Raw genomic sequence first — 18,435 nt, forward strand, 5'->3', positions numbered from 1 at the left:
CCTATTCAGAAAAATAGACTTTACGTCCATTCAACGCTTGGACTGGGCGATTATTGAATGACAGCATCCCTTCATCAATTCGCTCAAAAAAATCTTGATCCATTTGCTGAATAGAATCGAAAACAAACCAATGAACTGGACCTTTTGTTGGTGGCGTTGTTAACGAACCTAAATAATGGAAATGCGACTTTTGTTCTGGCAAGAAAATCGAAGGGTCAAACCATTGTTGATGGGTTTCCGAATTCCATTCAAGTGTTGTTTGTTTTTTTGAAAACTTATTTTCATCTGTGGTGATTGTAAATAAGCAACCAACGACTAAGTTATCCCCAGAATTATTCATATGAACAAGATGAAACTCTAAAGGCGAATGTTCCCCATCAAATGTATGCTCACTCGGAGTGTGAAAGTGAATATCAGTCAGATAATATTTTTCATCTTCAAAAACGATATAACTTTCTGTATTTGGCGGAACAAAATGAAACGTATTTTTAAATTCTTTTTCTGTAAACTCTTCTGTTTTATAACAAAAATCGATTGCTCTATGCGTAGCTTCGCCGTTCACTAAGTTTTTTGATAAATTAATTGGTGATTGATACGGATATTTAGCCCCAGTTGAAAACCAATCACAAAGCGTATGCCAATGTTCAGGACCACGCTCACCTTCATATCCCCATTCCACATCCATATTACGAATATTTTTCATCAAACCCCACCTTTTATATTTTATCGTTTAAATAACTTTATACTAATTATTATAAACAGTCAATTTTCAACGGCCACTTTGCTTTTATCAAATTATAACACCTCTACATACAGCCACCTATTAAAAAAAGTATAACTTTTGAATATAATCAAAAATTATACTTTTTATTTTCGTTTACTTATTTAGCCAATTTTCAGGATCTTGTTTCCAATTTTTTAATAATGCAACATCGGTTTCCTCAATATAATTTGATTCCAATGCGGCATCTATCAAGGTTGAATAGTTCGTTAAGGTAATTAAATCCATTTTATGCTCTGCGAATTTTTCTTTGCCTTTAGGTAATTCATAGGTGAAGATTGCTGTAACTCCCAAAACGTCTGCTCCCTCACGTTTTGCAGCTTCTACAGCTTCAAGAACACTTCCGCCAGTTGAAATTAAATCCTCAATCACAACCATTTTTTGACCTTTAAAAATTCGACCTTCAATTTGATTTCCCTTACCATGTTCTTTGGCTTTACTTCTAATGTAAACCATCGGCAAGTCTAATATATCCGCAACCCAAGCTGCATGTGGAATACCAGCCGTTGCTGTTCCCGCAATAACTTGTACATCTGGATAAGCTTCTTTGATTTTTTCTGCTAATCCTTTGGCAATATCTTTGCGAACGATTGGATAACTCATTGTGATACGATTATCACAATATATTGGGCTTTTGAGACCACTTGCCCATGTAAATGGCTCATTCGGACTTAAAAATACTGCTTCGATTTCTAGTAAATCTTTGGCAATCATTTTTGCTAATTCTGTCATTTGTTTTCTCCATTCCACTCATTTTTTATTGATTGATAAGCTTCATAAGGCATTTTAGCTTGTGTTATTGGTCGACCTACTACAATATATGTTGAACCAATTTTTCTTGCATCTGTCGGTGTCACGACACGTTGTTGATCCCCAATTTCACTACCGCTTGGACGTATTCCAGGCGTTAAGCAGACAAAAGAATCACTTGTGGCTTGATGGATGTCTTGAGCTTCTAATGCAGAACAGACAACACCGTCTAGACCAGCCATCTCTGTACATTTGGCATAATGAATCACACTATCTTTTAATGGAACTTTGATTAATTGGTCTTTTTGCATCTCTAACTCACTTGTCGAAGTAAGCTGTGTTACAGCAATCAAGATAGGAACATTCTCTCCACGTTTGGTCCCTTTTTTTAATCCTGTCTTAGCCGCCTGCATCATTTTCACACCACCAGCAGCGTGGACATTAGTGATATCCACACCAAGTTTTGCCAGGCCGATCATTGATTTTTCAACAGTGTTCGGAATATCATGTAGTTTCAAATCAAGAAAAACAGAATGTCCCAACTTTTTCAACCAACGCACTATTTCTGGTCCTTCTTGATAAAATAGTTCCATCCCCACTTTAACAAATAACGACTCTTCGGTAGGAAATTTATCTAAAAAGTTTTCTACTTCTGTTTTAGAAGGAAAATCTAAAGCTATGATTGGTCGTTGACTCATTTATTTTTTTCCTCCCTAACTTCTTTGATTAATTGCTCTAATGACTCAATACCAAGTTCTGCCATTCTTTTTGGCAAAGCATCGATCAGTTTAGGGCAAATATAAGGATCTGTAAAATTGGCTGTTCCGACTCCTACCGCACTTGCTCCAGCCATAAACATCTCTAATACATCATCCACTGTTTGCACTCCTCCCATACCAATGATTGGTAAGTTGGATACTTGAGAAACTTGATGAATCAAACGAATAGCAACCGGTTTGATCGCAGGACCTGATAAACCTCCTGTTTGATTAGCTAAAACTGGGCGACGCGTTTTTAAATCGATTCGCATTCCTAATAATGTATTGATCATTGAAAAACCATCCGCCCCGCCTGCTTCAATTGCTTTAGCAACAGGCACAATGTCTGTCACATTAGGAGAAAGCTTCACATAGATTGGAACTTTAGCCACTTTTTTTACTGCTTGTGTTAATTGAAACGCAACGTCTGGGTCAGTCCCAAAAGCAATGCCGCCATGTTTTACATTTGGACATGAAATATTTAATTCGATTGCTTTTACATTAGGAGCATCACCGATTTTACTGCAGACTTCCACATAGTCTTCTTCACAGGCTCCAGCAACATTAGCGATAATTGGTATGTTATATGCCTCCAAAGCTGGAAGTTTAGTATCCATGACTACATCCAAACCTGGGTTTTGCAAGCCGATGGCATTTAGCATGCCGCTAGGTGTTTCTGCCACTCTTGGTGTTGCATTTCCAAATCGTGCCTGCGGTGTTGTTGCTTTGACCATGATTGACCCTAGCTTACTAAGATCGTAATATTTAGCATATTCCTCACCAAAACCAAAACAACCACTAGCTGGAATAATCGGGTTTTTTAATTCTAAACCAGGGATGCTGATTGCTAGCGAATTCTTCTTCATAAAACCACCTCACTGGCTCTAAAAATTGGGCCTTCATCACAAACTTTGACACTCTTGGTTCCCGTTTCGTCATCTGGTACATGACAAACACAGGCATAACAAGCACCCATTCCACAAGCCATCCGTTGCTCCAGAGAAAGAAAAACATTTGGATTGTCAGAAAAGACCTGTGCTACCATTTTTAACATTCCATTAGCGCCACAAGCATAAACGGCATCAGGTTGATCATTCTTAATAGCTTCTAATAAAAGATTGCCGATATTTCCTTCCACCCCGAAAGAACCATCGTCTGTTGCAAATCTCGTATCACCTAAAGCGATAAATTCATCTTGAAAATAAGCAACTTCTTTTGAAGCATAACCAAGGAAATGTACAACTTCAATGCCTTTTTGTTTCAATTGCTTCGATAATTCATACATTGGCGGAATACCAATACCACCACCGATTATATACGCCTTATGACCACTAGTCAGACAATCGACATCAAATCCATTTCCTAAAGGTCCCATCACGTCCAATGTATCCCCAACAGAAAGTTCAGAGAAAACTTTAGTCCCGTCCCCTTCTATCCGATAAATGATTGTACATGTGTTATCTTGTTTGTTAATTTGGTTGATGCTGATGGGTCTTCTTAAAAGCATATCAGCTCGTGGAACTTTTATATGGAGAAATTGACCTGGCTTTTCCATTTCATTGACTAAATCACCAGTTAAAGTCATTTGAAAAATTCTAGGTGCTAATTGTTGTTGAGAGATGATCGTCATTATTTCTTGTTTCAAGTATTCCACTCCTTTACAACATTTATTGTAGTAAAAGCCGAGAGTTTCTCTCGGCTTTAGTTTAGATTGACTCAGTTGAAAAAGATCGTGATTCTAAAACTTTCAAAATTGCTTCTGCTGTGTCTAGCGACGTGAATAATGGAACCCCGTGCTCCACTGCTTCTCGACGAATTAAAAATCCATCTTGATTTAAGTCAGAACGATTTTTGTCCATCGTGTTCACAACAACTTGAGCTCCACCACTACGGATGAGGTCAAGTACGGTTTCTCCACCTTGGTTGATTTTAAGTACTGTTTTAACGAACAGTCCATTGTCTGTCAGAAATTGTGCAGTACCTTGAGTTGCAATCAAGCTATAGCCGATTTCATTAAACCGTTTTGCTAGAACCAGTGCTTCTTCTTTTGTTTCATCCGCAATCGTGAACAAGACCGCTCCAAAACTTGGTAAGTGAAGACCAGAAGCTTCAAACGCTTTGTATAATGCTTTTTCTAAACTGTAATCTGACCCCATTACTTCACCAGTTGATTTCATTTCAGGCCCCAAGTACGTATCTACTTTTTGAAGTTTAGTGAACGAGAAGACTGGTGCTTTGATGTGTACTAGCTGACTTTCAGGATATAGACCATCTTGATAACCTAAATCATTTAGTTTTTCACCAAGAATGGCTTTCGTTGCTACTTGAGCCATTGGAATCCCTGTAATTTTACTTAGAAAAGGGACTGTTCGACTAGCTCTAGGATTGACTTCGATCACATAGACCTTCTCCTCATGAATCACAAACTGAATATTCATCATACCGACGCACTTAAGTCCAAGCGCTAGTTTTCTGGTGTAATCTGCAATCGTTTGTTGAATCTCTTTAGATAAAGTTTGCGGTGGATAAACTGCCATTGAATCTCCTGAATGAACACCAGCTCGTTCGATATGTTCCATAATACCTGGAATCAAGACCGTCTGACCATCGCAAATTGCATCGACTTCACACTCTTTCCCTAAAAGGTAACTATCGACTAACACGGGATGTTCTGGGGAAGCTTTTACCGCATTGCGCATGTAGTCTTCTAAATCTCTTTGATTTTCTACAATTTCCATCGCACGTCCGCCAAGTACATAGCTTGGACGGACCAATACAGGGTACCCAATTTTATTGGCTACTACCACAGCTTCTTCAGCACTCGTAGCTGTGTCCCCTGGCGGTTGCGGAATATCTAATACTTGCAAGGCTTGTTCAAATAAATCACGATTTTCAGCTCTATCTAAGTCTTCAATCGAAGTTCCCAAAATCTTGACACCTTGTTTTACTAGTGGTTCAGCTAAATTGATCGCTGTTTGACCACCAAACTGTACAATAACGCCAGTTGGTTGTTCAAGTTCAATCACATTCATTACATCTTCAAGAGTTAGAGGTTCAAAATAAAGTTTATCAGAAATCGAGAAATCTGTTGAGACAGTTTCAGGATTGCTGTTCATAATGATTGCTTCAAAGCCTGCTTCTTGAATCGCTTTTACTGAATGCACCGTTGCATAGTCAAACTCCACACCTTGGCCGATTCTGATTGGTCCAGAACCTAAAACTAAGACAGATGGTTTCTCAGAGCGAATACTTTCGTTTTCAAATTCATAGGTGCTATAAAAATAAGGCGTTTGCGATTCAAATTCTGCAGCACAAGTATCCACCATTTTATAGACTGGGAGAATCATTTGCTCATGACGATAGTCGGCTACATCCTGCTCACTCAAGCTCCATAATTCAGCAATCTTTTTATCGGTAAAGCCATTTTGTTTCGCTTCTTTCAAAGTTTCGATATCTTTGATATTTTTTTTCAAAGCGGTTTCTAACTCAAAAATATGAAGCAGTTTATCAAGGAAAAATAAATCGATTTTGGTCAGCATAGCTAAATCTTCAATCGTATACCCTCGTCTAATGGCCTCTGACAGATAAAATAGACGATCATCTTGAGCTTTTACAATTTTTTCAGTCAGAAATTCATCACTAACATCTTGTATTTCTTTCAGCTCATTATGATAAGCTCCAATTTCAAGTGAACGAATAGCCTTTAATAAGGACTCTTCAATATTGCGACCAATTGCCATAACTTCCCCTGTCGCTTTCATTTGAGTTCCTAAACGACGTTCCCCTTTTTCAAACTTGTCAAAAGGCCAGCGAGGAATTTTTGCTACGACATAATCTAAAGCTGGCTCAAACTCCGCATACGTTGTTTCTGTTACTGGGTTTTTCATCTCATCCAAAGTAAGTCCCACAGCAATTTTTGCTGCTAGCTTAGCAATCGGATAACCTGTCGCTTTACTGGCTAACGCTGAAGAACGAGAAACACGTGGGTTTACTTCTATGACATAGTAGTTGAAGCTATGAGGATCTAATGCTAATTGAACGTTACAGCCACCTTCTATTTTCAACGCTCGAATGATTTTAAGTGACGCATCACGCAGCATTTGGTATTCATGATCGGATAATGTCTGGCTTGGCGCAAATACAATCGAGTCTCCAGTGTGAATCCCAACAGGATCAAAATTTTCCATGTTGCAGACAACGATTGCATTATCAGCAGAATCACGCATTACTTCATATTCGATTTCTTTAAATCCCGCAATACTTTTTTCAATCAAACATTGTGTTACTGGGGATAATTTCAACCCATTCTCAGCAATAGAGCGTAGTTCTTCTTCATTGTCACACATCCCACCACCAGTACCGCCTAAGGTGAATGCAGGGCGAACAATGATTGGGTACCCGATTGTATTAGCGAATTCTACTGCTTGTTCAACTGTATGAACAATCTCACTTTCAGGAATTGGTTGATCTAAATCTTCCATTAATTGTTTAAATAAATCGCGATCCTCTGCTTGGTCAATTGCATTTAATTTAGTCCCCAACAACTCTACATTCAGCTCATCCAAGATACCTGATGCTGCAAGTTCCATCGCCATATTCAGCCCTGTTTGTCCACCTAAAGTTGGTAGTAAAGCATCTGGTCGCTCTTTTCGTAAAATACGAGAAACAAACTCTAATGTGATTGGTTCGATGTACACTTGATTTGCAATTTCTTTATCTGTCATGATCGTTGCTGGATTTGAATTAACCAAAACAACCTCATATCCTTCTTCCTTCAAAGCAAGACAGGCCTGTGTGCCGGCATAATCAAATTCAGCAGCTTGTCCAATGATGATTGGACCTGAACCGATGACCATAATTTTTTTGATATCTGTTCTTTTGGGCATTAGTCTTGCTCCTTCCATGCATCCATTAATTCCATAAACTCGTCAAACAAATGAAGTCCATCGTGCGGGCCTGGTGCAGCATCTGGATGATACTGAACTGTGAAGGCTGGGTATTGACGATGGCGCACTCCCTCAACTGAACCATCATTTACCTCCACATGAGTAACCATCAATTTCTCGGGATCAACAGTTTTTTCATCGACTGCATATCCATGATTTTGTGAAGTAAAATCGATTCTGCCAGTTGCAATTTCTCGAACTGGATGATTCAATCCTCGATGACCAAACTTCATTTTGTATGTGTCTGCTCCATTTGCCAGAGCAAACAATTGATGCCCTAAACAAATACCAAAGATTGGCACTTTCCCTTGGATTTCTTGAATCATTTTAATTGCTTCAGGCACATCCTTAGGGTCACCAGGTCCGTTGGTCAGCATCACACCATCTGGAGATAGTTCTAAAATTGTCTCAGCGTTTGTATCATATGGTAATACAGTCAAATTACAATGTCGTTTCGACAACTCTCGTAAAATACTATGTTTCAAACCAAAATCAATCACAACGACATTGCGGCCAATACCTGGACTTGGATATGGCTTAGTCGTGGAAACCTGTGCCACTTGAGTTTTAGGTAACACTGTTGCTTTTAGTTGATCAAATTCATGGGTCAAATCATCATCTGCATCTATGAAGCCGGCCTTCATGGTTCCAACCGAACGAAGTTTTCTTGTTAACGCTCTTGTATCAATTCCTGAAATTCCAGGTATCCCTTTTCTTTTTAAAAATTCATCCAATGTCATCTGTGCACGCCAATTTGAAGCAAGGCGGGCATGCTCTTTTACTACTACACCCTTACAAGTTGGGGAGATTGATTCATAATCATCACGATTGATACCATAATTACCAACCATTGGATAGGTAAATGTAATAATTTGACCATTGAAACTTTGGTCAGTGATTGTTTCTTGATAGCCTGTCATGCTTGTTGTAAACACAACTTCTCCAACCACATTGACATCTGCACCAAATGCTTTTCCTTCAAAAACAGTTCCGTCTTCTAGTATCAATAGTCGTTTCAAATTTATGCATCTCCCTTAGACCACGCTGATTGTCCATCAACAAAAGTCATTAATGTATTCCCTTTAACTTTCCAACCGACAAATGGGGTATTCACCCCCATTGATTCAAAGGCTTTGTCATCGATGGCTTCTTCCAATTCTAAGTCAAAAACCGCTATATCTGCTGGTGCTCCAATGGTAAGAGTGCCTGCTTCCAGTCCAAAAATTTCAGCTGGCTTTGTTGCCATCCAGTTGATTACTTGCTCTAGCGTGAATTTACCCGTTTCAACAAAGTTTGTATAAATCAGTTGAAATGCCGTTTCACTTCCTACAATGCCGAAAGGTGCTTTTAAGAATGTTTGGTTTTTTTCCTCTAGTCCATGAGGAGCATGATCTGTTGCAATACAATCAATCGTGCCATCAAGTAACCCTTCAATCAAGGCATCCCGATCAGAAGTTGCTCTAAGAGGGGGATTCATTTTCCAAAAACCATTATCTTCTGGAATATCTTCATCGATTAAAATCAAATGATGAGGCGCAACTTCAGCCGTTACATGGATTCCAGCGCGTTTGGCATCACGAATCACACGTACGCTTTCTTTTGTCGATACATGGCAAACATGATAATGAACTCCTGTTTCACCGGCCAAAACAACATCTCGAGCGATTTGTGATGCTTCTGTAGAACTTAAAATTCCTGGCAGTCCTAATTTCTTAGAAATCTCTCCTTCATGCATGACTCCGCCAAAAAGGAGCGACTCATCTTCTGTATGAGCCACAATTGCCATACCAATAGCTGCGGCTTCTTTCATTGCAAGATACATTGTACCTGCAGTTTGTACGCCCACGCCATCATTTGTGAATGCGAAAGCACCAACTTCTTTTAACGCTCTTTGATCAGTCAACGTTTCACTTCGTAATTCTTCTGTGATCGGTGCATATTGTAGCACTTTTACTACTGCATTTTCTTTGATGATCTCGTAAACCTCTTTTAATTTTTCAGCAGTATCAGGTACAGGATTTAAGTTAGGCATAGCACAAACGGTTGTGTATCCACCTCTAGCAGCCGATTTACTACCGGTTTCGATTGTTTCTTTATAAGTAAAACCAGGCTCTCTTAGATGAACATGGACGTCGACTAATCCTGGAGTGATCAGTTGCCCTTTTGCATCATATACTTTTTCAAAGGCCACTTCATCAAAGGTTTCACCAATTGCTCTGATCTTACCATCTTCGATCCAAATTTCTGCTGGAATTAATTGGTTGTCTTTTTTAATGATTTTTCCATTTTTGATAAGTGTTTTCATTTTTCTCACCTATGCCTTTCCATGTAATACTGCTTCTAAAATTGCCATTCTCATATAAACACCGTTACTCATCTGTTGGATGATTCTAGATTGAATTCCTTCTACCAAAGAATCTGCCAGCTCAACATCACGATTCACTGGAGCAGGATGCATAATGACCGCATGTTTTTGCAGTCGCTTCGCTCGCTCAACCGTTAAACCATATTCCTGATGGTACTCTTCTTTTGAGAATATTTCTGATCCATCATGACGCTCATGTTGCACTCTAAGCAACATCATCACATCTACCATTTCGACCACTTCATCTAAAGGCATGTAATGTCCATAAGCTTCAAATTGCTTATCATACCACTCCTCAGGTCCTGAGAAAAAGATAGTCGCACCAAGCCTTTTTAGCATTTGCATGTTTGATTTTGCAACTCTAGAATGCGTGATATCTCCGACAATCGCAATTTTTAGTCCTTCAAAGTGTTTAAATTCTTCATAGATTGTCATCAAATCTAGTAAACATTGGGTAGGATGTTGTCCACTGCCGTCACCACCATTAATGATGGAACATTGAATCGTTTTACTTTGAATCAATTCATCATAATAATTTTCTTCTCCGTGACGAATGACTGCCACATCTACTCCGATTGCTGACATTGTCAGCACTGTATCATAAAGAGTCTCACCTTTTTTCACCGAACTCATACTTTCTTCAAACTCAATCACTTCGATCCCTAATTTTTTCTCCGCAACATCAAAGCTCTTATGCGTTCGCGTACTATTTTCAAAAAACAAGTTTGTTGCAAAGTACTGTTTTTTCTCAGGTTGCCAAGTCGCTCCTTGCTTAAACTCTTGCGCACGATGGATCAAGCCCATGACTTCTTGGTCACTTAATGCTTCGACAGTTAAAAGATGTTTTAAGCTGATACGTTCAGATGTGATGATCATTCGTTTTCCTCCTATTTTAAAACTAAGCAGGCTCGTTCAACTCCGACTGAAAAATAGGAAAATTAGAGGGTGGCGCGTTTCGCCACAATCAGATTTTATCTTTTTTCAGTTGGAGTTAGCCTGCGAATCTACATAACAATGTTCCGCTTCGCTAGTTAGACTTTTCTTCACTACGTGCTGTTTCAGGCAAAATCAAGTTTAGAATAATTCCTAAGACTGTCGCTAAAGCCATCGATGATAATTCAAAGGTATCTACTTTAAAGACTAAACCACCGATACCGATAACTAAGATCACCGATGCAATCAGTAAGTTCTTTTTCTTATCAAAGTTTATTTGATTATCAATCAAAATTTTCAACCCACTTGCCGCAATTACTCCGAATAAGACGAAGCTGATACCCGAGATAACAGGACCTGGGACGCTTAAAATAATCGCGCTTAATTTCCCTACAAAACCAAGTCCAACAGCGAAGATCGCAGCACCTGCAATAACGAAGACACTGTGCACTCTTGTGATTGCTAAAACTCCAATGTTTTCGCCATAACTTGTGACAGGAGGTCCGCCGACTAAACCAGCTACGATTTGTGCAGCACCATCACCCATGAGAGTTTTTGATAAACCAGGCTCTTGGAAGAAGTTGCGTTTTGTTAATTTATTCAAAACCATCAAGTGTCCGATATGCTCGGTCATTGTTACAAATGCGATTGGAGCCATTGTTGTAATTGCATTTAAGTGTAGTTTTGGTTGGTATTGAACAAAAGGTATTTCAAAGTTTGGCATAGCAAACCAAGCTGCATTTTTGATTGGTTCAATATCTACGATACCGAATAGCAGTGCAACGAGATACCCACTGACGATTCCAAGTAAAATGGGAATCAAGCCTAGAAACCCTTTAAAAAACATGTTATAAAATATTGTTAAGCCTAACGTAATCAAAGCAACTGCAATGAATTTAAAATCATACTCTCCGTTGTTGAACATAGCATTATTTGCAGCATTAGATGCTAGCCCTAATCCGATGACCATCACAACCGGCCCAACTACGATTGGTGGTAAGATTTTATCTAACCAAGCTGAGCCGATTTTACTGATGATAAGTGAAACGATTAGGTAAACTAACCCCGTTGTGATTGCACCTTGAGCAATTGCTGGGTAACCGTCACTTTTCATCAACATTTGCATTGCTGCAATAAAGGCGAAGCTACTTCCGAGATAAGCAGGAATTTTTCCTTTGGTTACGAATAAATAGACGATTGTACCAAGTCCTGAACTGACTAAGGCAATTCCCGGATCGATTCCTACCAAAATCGGAACTAATACTGTTGCGCCAAACATTGTGAATAAATGCTGTAAGCTTAAACCAATCCACTGTGCTGCCTTTGGTCTATCGTGAATATCTAATACGGCTTCTTCATTACGAAATTCTTTATCTGTCATCTCAACCTACCCTATCTTTACTATTATATTTGTCTACTCTTCTGTGCTTGCGATCAAAATTCGATCTGCTCCGTCTTTTTCCTCTACTTCAACAATGATTTCCTCTGCCATTGAAGTTGGAATGTTTTTACCAACATAATCTGCTCTAATCGGAAGTTCTCTGTGTCCTCTATCAACCAAGACTGCTAATGAAATTTTTCTAGGTCGACCAAGATCCATTACTGCATCCATTGCTGCTCGTATGGTTCTCCCTGTAAAGAGAACGTCATCAATCAAAATCACTTCTTTGCCTTCTAATGAAACGGGGATATCAGATGAGTGAAGTTCGGGTTCTTCTAGTGAACGATCTTTCATTGATTGTCCGTCCATGTCGTCACGGTATAACGTAATATCTAACTCACCCACTGGAACTTCAATATTTTCTAGCTGTTTTAACCGTTCTGCAATCCGCTGAGCAATGTAGATTCCACGCGTTTTGATCCCTACCAAAACGATATCTTGAATTCCTTTATTTCTTTCGATAATTTCATAAGTGATTCTAGTTAGTGCACGTTTCATAGTTACTGCATCAACGACTTCTTTTCCTTGCATTTTTTTCTCCTCTGAAAATGTATTTTTTTACTAATGTCTTATGTGCAACTTGTTTCAGTGTATAAGCGTTACACGTGCTCTTTTTCATGTGTGTTTGTTTTTCCTCATTTTGAGTAGTTGTTGGTTTTGGTTATTCACCAATATGCTAGCTTCGCTCACTTCGTTCGCCAAGTACTATTCATCATCTGCTCTGCAACGTAATCGCAGTGATTCACAGCAAACAAAAATCCTCCCACCCGCGTTCGGATAGGAGGATTGAATTTATCTATACAAAGATACCATTCAGTTCACACAGATTTTTTCTAAGCGCACCTAGATATTATTCTGCATGTTTCCTTCTTAGCCTCACGGGACTACTCTTAAAGGATTACTTATTAAATTTTCTTTCTAAAACAGTGTACCTTTTCTTATGAAATAAATCAATCATTATTTCTTAATTGATCTAAAGTTTTTTCAAAGAGCTCTGGTAAAGGAGCTTCAAAGACCATCATTTGGCCAGTTGTAGGATGTTTGAATCCCAGTACTTCGGCGTGTAAAAATTGACCGTTCCCTTTTAATGTTTTTCTTGGTCCATACAATGGATCGCCTGCAACGGGAAATCCAATATATTTCATGTGGACACGAATTTGATGAGTACGCCCTGTTTCTAGCTGTAGCTGAACCAATGTATAACCCTCAAATCGTTCTAAAACTTCAAAATGCGTTACTGCAGGCTTACCACCTTCAATCACGGCTTGCATTTTTCGATCATTTTTTGATCGTCCAATCGGTGCATTGATTTCACCTTTGTCATGTGAAATTTCACCATGAACTAAGGCAACATACTTTCTAAGTGATGTTTTGTCTTTTAATTGTTCTGCTAAAGCAATATGTGCTTTGTCGTTTTTAGCAACCATTAGTAACCCAGATGTATCTTTATCAATACGATGAACAATTCCTGGTCGAATAATACCATTGATTGATGATAAATCTTTTATATGATACAACAAAGCATTTACTAATGTTCCTTGTTGGTGGCCAGCTGATGGATGAACCACCATCCCTTGAGGTTTATTGACAACTAACACATCATCATCTTCATACACGATTTCAATTGGAATATCTTCAGCTACAACATCAAGTTCTTCTGGCTCAGGTACATTAATGCTGATTTCATCATTTTCTTTAACCTTATAATTTGAACGGGTAACCTCACCATTAACGGTAATATTTTGATCTTTTAACCACTGTTGAATTTGTGAACGGGAATGATTTTTCAATAGTTCACTTAAAACTTTATCGATCCGCCCTTTTTCTTGTTTTATTTTCACATTAATTTGGTCCATTTTTTCCATCCTTCGCTGCTTTTTCGTCTAAAATCAAATAAATAAAAATACATACTACTCCAATAACGAGTGCCGAGTCAGCAACATTGAATATAGGAAAATTAATAAATTCTGTCTGGAACATATCAACAACAAAACCTAGACGAATGCGATCGATAAAATTTCCGATTGCTCCAGCTAAGACTAAACTCAAACCGACTGTAAACCACTTGCTTCCATTTATATTTTTAACTAAAATATACAAAACCACTGCTACTACAATTACTGTAACAATATAAAAGAACCACATTTTTCCTTCTAGAAGGCTCCAAGCAGCCCCAGTATTACGAAGATAAGTAAACGATAAAAATCCTGGGATAAACTCTTTTGTTTCTCCCAATTGGATATTGGTCACAGTTAAATATTTAACCCACTGATCCAAACCAATCAAAACTGCACTGATAATTAGATAGATTGCTAACAAGGGCGTTCATTCCTTCTCTAAATTATTATATAAGTCTCTTGGACGGATAATACCAAGTAAACTGCCATTTGGATCCCCGTCTTTTGTAATCAATATCGCTTCCAATCTAACCTGAGTTACAAACATTTCCTCTACTTGAAAAACGGTTGTCTCTTTGCTAACGAATTGATAATTACTGCCTTTATAATTACTCACCAAAAGTTCGGAAGCTATCCTTCCCTCTAATTGGATCTCCCCCTTAGAACTTTCGATAGCTAGCCAAATACCTAATCCACGTACAGTAATCAACCCTTTAAATATACCGTTAGCATAAATGGGAAACTGTGAATATTGTTTGCGAGCAACAATTGATAAAATTTCTTTGATAGAAATATTTATATCAAATCCAGTTACCTTCTTACCAAAACGTGGTAGAACTTTTTCAGGACTGATCAATGATTTTTCAATTTCCAACATGCGATTGACTGCCCATTCATTAGGTTCAGCAATTACAAAATCAGTTGAAATCTGCTCATGTACAATGGCATTTCTCAATTGAGCCATTTGTAGTAAATCATCTTGAAATAGCGGGATTTGACTATCCTTTTTTCTAGATAACCTACGAACCATTTCACTGAATCCCATATTGGTAGGGTTATTTAATTGTTCACGAAACCACTTTTCAATACGGTTAAAACTACTTAAAAATTCTTCAGCTCTTTTGCCCATCACTTTTTCTCCTTGATCAGATATGCTTTACTTAACATAGAGAATACAAAAATAAAATAGATAACTAATAGTAGAAAAATTCCTATTACATTCAAATGCAACACAGGAATTAAAAACATTCCAACAAATAGTGTAACATAAACTAAAACAAGCGTTGGATTCATCGTGATTTCTAAATCAATCACTTGTCCCTGATCGATCACTTTAATTGGTTCGCTTTTTAAAAAGAAAAATCTGGCTTGAATCGTACATTCTGATGCGTCTATTTCAACTTGTTTTGTTTGATTTTGGTTTAAATAAAACCATTTTTCATTCTCTTGTCTAATCTCGATTGGACTCCCCATTCCATAAAATCCGGTATTTCTAGTACAACGAATCCTCATGGTGATCCCTCCTAGAGCTTTAGTTTAAAGTATATAACAAAAAGCTGCAGACTGGAAGAAAGAAGTTGGTTTTAAGCAAATTAAATAGTTAGCAACTTTTAAATCATTTTGTTTAACGAATTTAATACGTGGGTTAAATCTCAATTCCTTCTTCCATATCTCAATAAATAACAATTCATTTTCCATGAGTTGTTTGAAATGTATAAACATTATTCTTCAAAACAAGCGCATTTGCGGACCATCAGTTCCATGAATAAGCCAATATCTTGATAAATATTGAAATAAGTTTTATTGATTTTTTCCCGAACTTTATTTAACATTCACTCATTTTCATTAAGATATTACTAATTATAGTCTTTATTTCGAGGCTTTTCTAACTTGAAATGAATTTTTTTTCAAAAGATTGACGGGGTGCTTTTTTCACTTTATAATGATGCTAGACTTTAGAAAATAAAGGAGCGTGATTTGAATGGAAAAAGGGTTCGTCAAGTGGTTCGATAATAGAAAAGGTTACGGCTTTATTGGTTACAATGAGGACGAAGAAATTTTTGTTCATTTCACAGCAATTGAAGAAGATGGCTTTAAATCGTTAGAAGAAAATCAAGCTGTCGAATTTGAAATAATGGAAGGTACACGCGGTTTACAAGCTGCACATGTTAAAAAAATATAAACAAAGAAGCGACTGTTTTCTTATCGTTTTTGTATAACTAAAGAGAAGAGCTAAACAAACGTGTACGTCTTGTTTAGCTCTTCTCTTTTAATAATGCTTACTAATGGTCAATTCAGGATCATCAATAACAGTTGCGGTAAACAATGATTTTTCCTTGATTGACTCTAAAAATGCTTTTTTATTTTTTTTGGTCATGATAAACATTTGTGTACCTTCTTTAAATTCGGACGATTTTATTTCAATACATTTAGGTCCAACCCGAATCATTTCGATTGCTGGTAATGTTATTTTTTTACGTCTCACTGGTAATAATGCGTGCACGATCAAAAACTCATCGTCAATCATAAAATAACGATTACACCCTAATAATGCGAAGAAAAAGAAAATGCCTAAAACAATATTACTAATCAAATAAGGACGAGTGTGTTCCAATGTTAAAATCAAACTAAAAAATAAAATGCCAAATGTACAAGACCAATAAATTATCGCTGTTGATAATTCTGGTTGCCAATGATAGACTTTTTTCTTCATGTAGCGACCCCTTAATAAAAATTCAGTATGTTATAATAGTAACATACTTCAACTTTGAACGAAAAGAAAATAAGGAGATTTTTATGTTACGAATATATGTCGATGCTGCAACAAAAGGAAATCCTGGACCAAGCGGTGGTGGTATCGTTATCGTGGGGGATTCACTCCATGAGCAAATACACGTATCCCTCGGTGAATGTTCCAATCACGAAGCAGAATTTAAAGTTTTTATTAAAGCTTTGCAAATAGTCATCGAAAAACAGTTGAGTAATCAGACCGTCTTGATCCATTCTGATAGTAAAATCGTTGTGCAAACAATCGAAAAAAATCATGCTAAAAATGTACTATTTCAACCGTATCTACATGCCTTTCAACAATTAGAAAATAGTTTTTCTTTATTAATGGTAAAGTGGCTACCCGAAAGTCAAAATAAAGGTGCAGATACTTTAGCTAGACAAGCGTTACAAAAGTATCATCAACGACCAAACAAAAGTACTTGATTCTACATTGTTAGATCTACTATTTTGCCATTTGTTACGTTAAGAATCGAGACTGGAGATAACTCAATCTGCATTCCTCTTTTGCCTGCTGAGATAATAATACTATCAAAGCTGTTCGCTTCTTCTGCAATATAGGTTGGAAATAGCTTTTTCATTCCGATTGGTGAACAACCACCCCTAATGTAACCTGTTGTTTCTTCCAAGTCTTTTAAGTGAAGCATATCAACCTTTTTATTGCCACTTACACTGGCTAATTTTTTTAAATCTAACTCTTTATCACCTGGAATAACTGCAACAACTGGACCTGTTTTGTTTCCTATTGTCACTAAAGTTTTAAAGATTTTCCCCTCTTCGATTCCTATTTTTTGAGCAACACTATCCGCACTTATATGATCTTCGCTCCATTCAAATTCATATTCTTTATAAGAAATTTTATGTTGTTCAACAATTCTCATTGCATTTGTTTTTTGTATTTTCTTTTTCTTAGCCAATTTAATTCACCTCATTTTTAAGTGTATCAAAGAAATTAAAGGATGCAAGAAAAATAGACTAGCTAAAAACAAGTCCTACTCATTTCTAATCTAGTCTATTTTTTTAAAATGCCAATGTTTGAAGAATCTCACGTAGCTCGCTTACGGGTACTTGACCAGGTGCTGAGGCTTTTTTTGCTGCGCCAAAAGTCATCGCTGAGCCAAAAACTTCCCCACACATCCGGCTGACCATCCCTAATTGTCCCATCGACATTGTAACAATTGGTCGATCTGCATGCATTTTTTGCATAACATTAGTGGCTTCTAAAAGTGTCAATACATCTTCTGTATCTTGCGGCATAACAGCAATCTTACAGATATCAGCATTTTTCTCCTGCATACGGCATAATCTAGAAACAATTTCTTCTTTATTAGGTGTTTTATTAAAATCATGGTTGCACATAACAATCTTGATTTTTTTTTCATGAGCTGCTTGAATTGTTTGGTGAACAAGTTCTTCATCCATGAACAATTCAACATCTAATAAATCAATTGTACCCTTTTCGATGACCGTTTCGTATAAACCGAAATATTGTTCATCTGAAAATGGAATTTCTCCACCTTCCTGTTTGGTACGGAATGTGAAAAGTACTGGTTTATCTGATAGGATCGTTGAAATTTTTTTTGACATTTCGGCTACTGCTTGAAAATCGGCAACTTGATCAAAGAAATCCACACGCCACTCAACTAGATCACAATCAATTGTCAATAAATGGGTGGCTTCTTCTAATAATTCTCCTTCATTTTTACCTACTAGAGGGACGATGATTTTAGGACTCCCGCTTCCGAGAGTCACATCTTTAACTGTGACTGTATTCAT

The 18,435-nt window shown here is 37.4% G+C and carries 20 protein-coding genes; 2 read left to right on the top strand and 18 right to left on the bottom strand.

All coding sequences use genetic code 11. From position 1 onward, the window contains the following. Nucleotide 1: 1 nt before the first annotated feature. The 15 genes from AC4BB5_RS09845 to AC4BB5_RS09915 form a co-directional block, all read right to left on the bottom strand. Nucleotides 2-703, bottom strand: coding sequence for a carbonic anhydrase (locus AC4BB5_RS09845; protein WP_490455980.1), 702 nt, complete (start codon nt 701-703; stop codon nt 2-4). 174 nt (nt 704-877) lie between these two features. Next, a complete protein-coding gene (pyrE, locus tag AC4BB5_RS09850; protein ID WP_490455981.1) occupies nt 878-1,513 on the bottom strand; it encodes an orotate phosphoribosyltransferase in 636 nt (211 codons plus the stop codon). Continuing rightward, on the bottom strand, nt 1,510-2,229 hold the full coding sequence (gene pyrF, locus AC4BB5_RS09855; RefSeq protein ID WP_490455982.1) for an orotidine-5'-phosphate decarboxylase: 720 nt from the start codon (nt 2,227-2,229) through the stop codon (nt 1,510-1,512). The genes pyrE and pyrF overlap by 4 nt, the downstream gene beginning before the upstream one ends. Next, nucleotides 2,226-3,155 (bottom strand): dihydroorotate dehydrogenase, encoded by a 930-nt coding sequence (locus AC4BB5_RS09860; protein ID WP_490455983.1) that lies wholly within the window; start codon nt 3,153-3,155, stop codon nt 2,226-2,228. The genes pyrF and AC4BB5_RS09860 overlap by 4 nt, the downstream gene beginning before the upstream one ends. Further along, the gene (locus tag AC4BB5_RS09865) at nt 3,152-3,934 is read right to left on the bottom strand and encodes a dihydroorotate dehydrogenase electron transfer subunit (protein ID WP_490455984.1); all 783 of its coding nucleotides are present in this window, start codon (nt 3,932-3,934) and stop codon (nt 3,152-3,154) included. Before AC4BB5_RS09865 ends, AC4BB5_RS09860 begins: the two co-directional genes overlap by 4 nt. Before the next feature lie 61 nt (nt 3,935-3,995). Further along, nucleotides 3,996-7,175: a carbamoyl-phosphate synthase large subunit gene (carB, locus tag AC4BB5_RS09870; RefSeq protein WP_490455985.1), complete on the bottom strand. Its 3,180-nt coding sequence runs from the start codon at nt 7,173-7,175 to the stop codon at nt 3,996-3,998. Then, a complete protein-coding gene (locus tag AC4BB5_RS09875) occupies nt 7,175-8,254 on the bottom strand; it encodes a carbamoyl phosphate synthase small subunit (protein WP_490455986.1) in 1,080 nt (359 codons plus the stop codon). The genes carB and AC4BB5_RS09875 overlap by 1 nt, the downstream gene beginning before the upstream one ends. Nucleotides 8,255-8,256: 2 nt before the next feature. Further along, nucleotides 8,257-9,540 carry a dihydroorotase gene (gene pyrC / locus AC4BB5_RS09880; protein ID WP_490455987.1) on the bottom strand — a complete coding sequence of 428 codons (1,284 nt, stop codon included), beginning with the start codon at nt 9,538-9,540 and terminating at the stop codon, nt 8,257-8,259. A 9-nt stretch (nt 9,541-9,549) separates the two neighbouring features. After that, nucleotides 9,550-10,476: an aspartate carbamoyltransferase catalytic subunit gene (locus AC4BB5_RS09885; RefSeq protein WP_490455988.1), complete on the bottom strand. Its 927-nt coding sequence runs from the start codon at nt 10,474-10,476 to the stop codon at nt 9,550-9,552. Between the two features lie 151 nt (nt 10,477-10,627). Continuing rightward, nucleotides 10,628-11,914: a solute carrier family 23 protein gene (locus AC4BB5_RS09890; protein ID WP_490455989.1), complete on the bottom strand. Its 1,287-nt coding sequence runs from the start codon at nt 11,912-11,914 to the stop codon at nt 10,628-10,630. 33 nt (nt 11,915-11,947) lie between these two features. Further along, nucleotides 11,948-12,505, bottom strand: a complete 558-nt coding sequence (gene pyrR, locus AC4BB5_RS09895) for a bifunctional pyr operon transcriptional regulator/uracil phosphoribosyltransferase PyrR (protein WP_490455990.1) — start codon at nt 12,503-12,505, stop codon at nt 11,948-11,950. Between the two features lie 419 nt (nt 12,506-12,924). Further along, nucleotides 12,925-13,830: an RluA family pseudouridine synthase gene (locus AC4BB5_RS09900; protein WP_490455991.1), complete on the bottom strand. Its 906-nt coding sequence runs from the start codon at nt 13,828-13,830 to the stop codon at nt 12,925-12,927. Continuing rightward, a complete protein-coding gene (lspA, locus tag AC4BB5_RS09905; RefSeq protein ID WP_490455992.1) occupies nt 13,817-14,293 on the bottom strand; it encodes a signal peptidase II in 477 nt (158 codons plus the stop codon). Before lspA ends, AC4BB5_RS09900 begins: the two co-directional genes overlap by 14 nt. A gap of 6 nt (nt 14,294-14,299) precedes the next feature. Beyond that, entirely contained in the window at nt 14,300-15,001 is a 702-nt protein-coding gene (locus tag AC4BB5_RS09910) for a CBS domain-containing protein (RefSeq protein WP_490455993.1), read from the bottom strand. Continuing rightward, nucleotides 15,001-15,384, bottom strand: a complete 384-nt coding sequence (locus tag AC4BB5_RS09915) for a hypothetical protein (protein WP_490455994.1) — start codon at nt 15,382-15,384, stop codon at nt 15,001-15,003. The genes AC4BB5_RS09910 and AC4BB5_RS09915 overlap by 1 nt, the downstream gene beginning before the upstream one ends. 469 nt (nt 15,385-15,853) lie before the next feature. Between AC4BB5_RS09915 and AC4BB5_RS09920 the strand changes: the two genes are divergently transcribed. Beyond that, complete coding sequence (locus tag AC4BB5_RS09920) at nt 15,854-16,054, top strand: cold-shock protein (protein WP_490455995.1); 201 nt, start codon at nt 15,854-15,856, stop codon at nt 16,052-16,054. An 87-nt stretch (nt 16,055-16,141) separates the two neighbouring features. On the opposite strand, the gene AC4BB5_RS09925 is transcribed toward AC4BB5_RS09920, so the two are convergent. Next, complete coding sequence (locus AC4BB5_RS09925; RefSeq protein ID WP_490455996.1) at nt 16,142-16,585, bottom strand: EbsA family protein; 444 nt, start codon at nt 16,583-16,585, stop codon at nt 16,142-16,144. A gap of 83 nt (nt 16,586-16,668) precedes the next feature. Between AC4BB5_RS09925 and AC4BB5_RS09930 the strand changes: the two genes are divergently transcribed. Further along, entirely contained in the window at nt 16,669-17,085 is a 417-nt protein-coding gene (locus AC4BB5_RS09930) for a ribonuclease HI family protein (protein WP_490455997.1), read from the top strand. A 2-nt stretch (nt 17,086-17,087) separates the two neighbouring features. Here the strand turns inward: AC4BB5_RS09930 and ybaK are convergent, their stop codons facing one another. Continuing rightward, nucleotides 17,088-17,576, bottom strand: coding sequence for a Cys-tRNA(Pro) deacylase (ybaK, locus tag AC4BB5_RS09935; protein ID WP_490455998.1), 489 nt, complete (start codon nt 17,574-17,576; stop codon nt 17,088-17,090). Between the two features lie 103 nt (nt 17,577-17,679). Further along, nucleotides 17,680-18,435: a type I 3-dehydroquinate dehydratase gene (aroD, locus tag AC4BB5_RS09940; protein WP_490455999.1), complete on the bottom strand. Its 756-nt coding sequence runs from the start codon at nt 18,433-18,435 to the stop codon at nt 17,680-17,682.

Source organism: Enterococcus sp. AMC1252 (assembly GCF_058216515.1).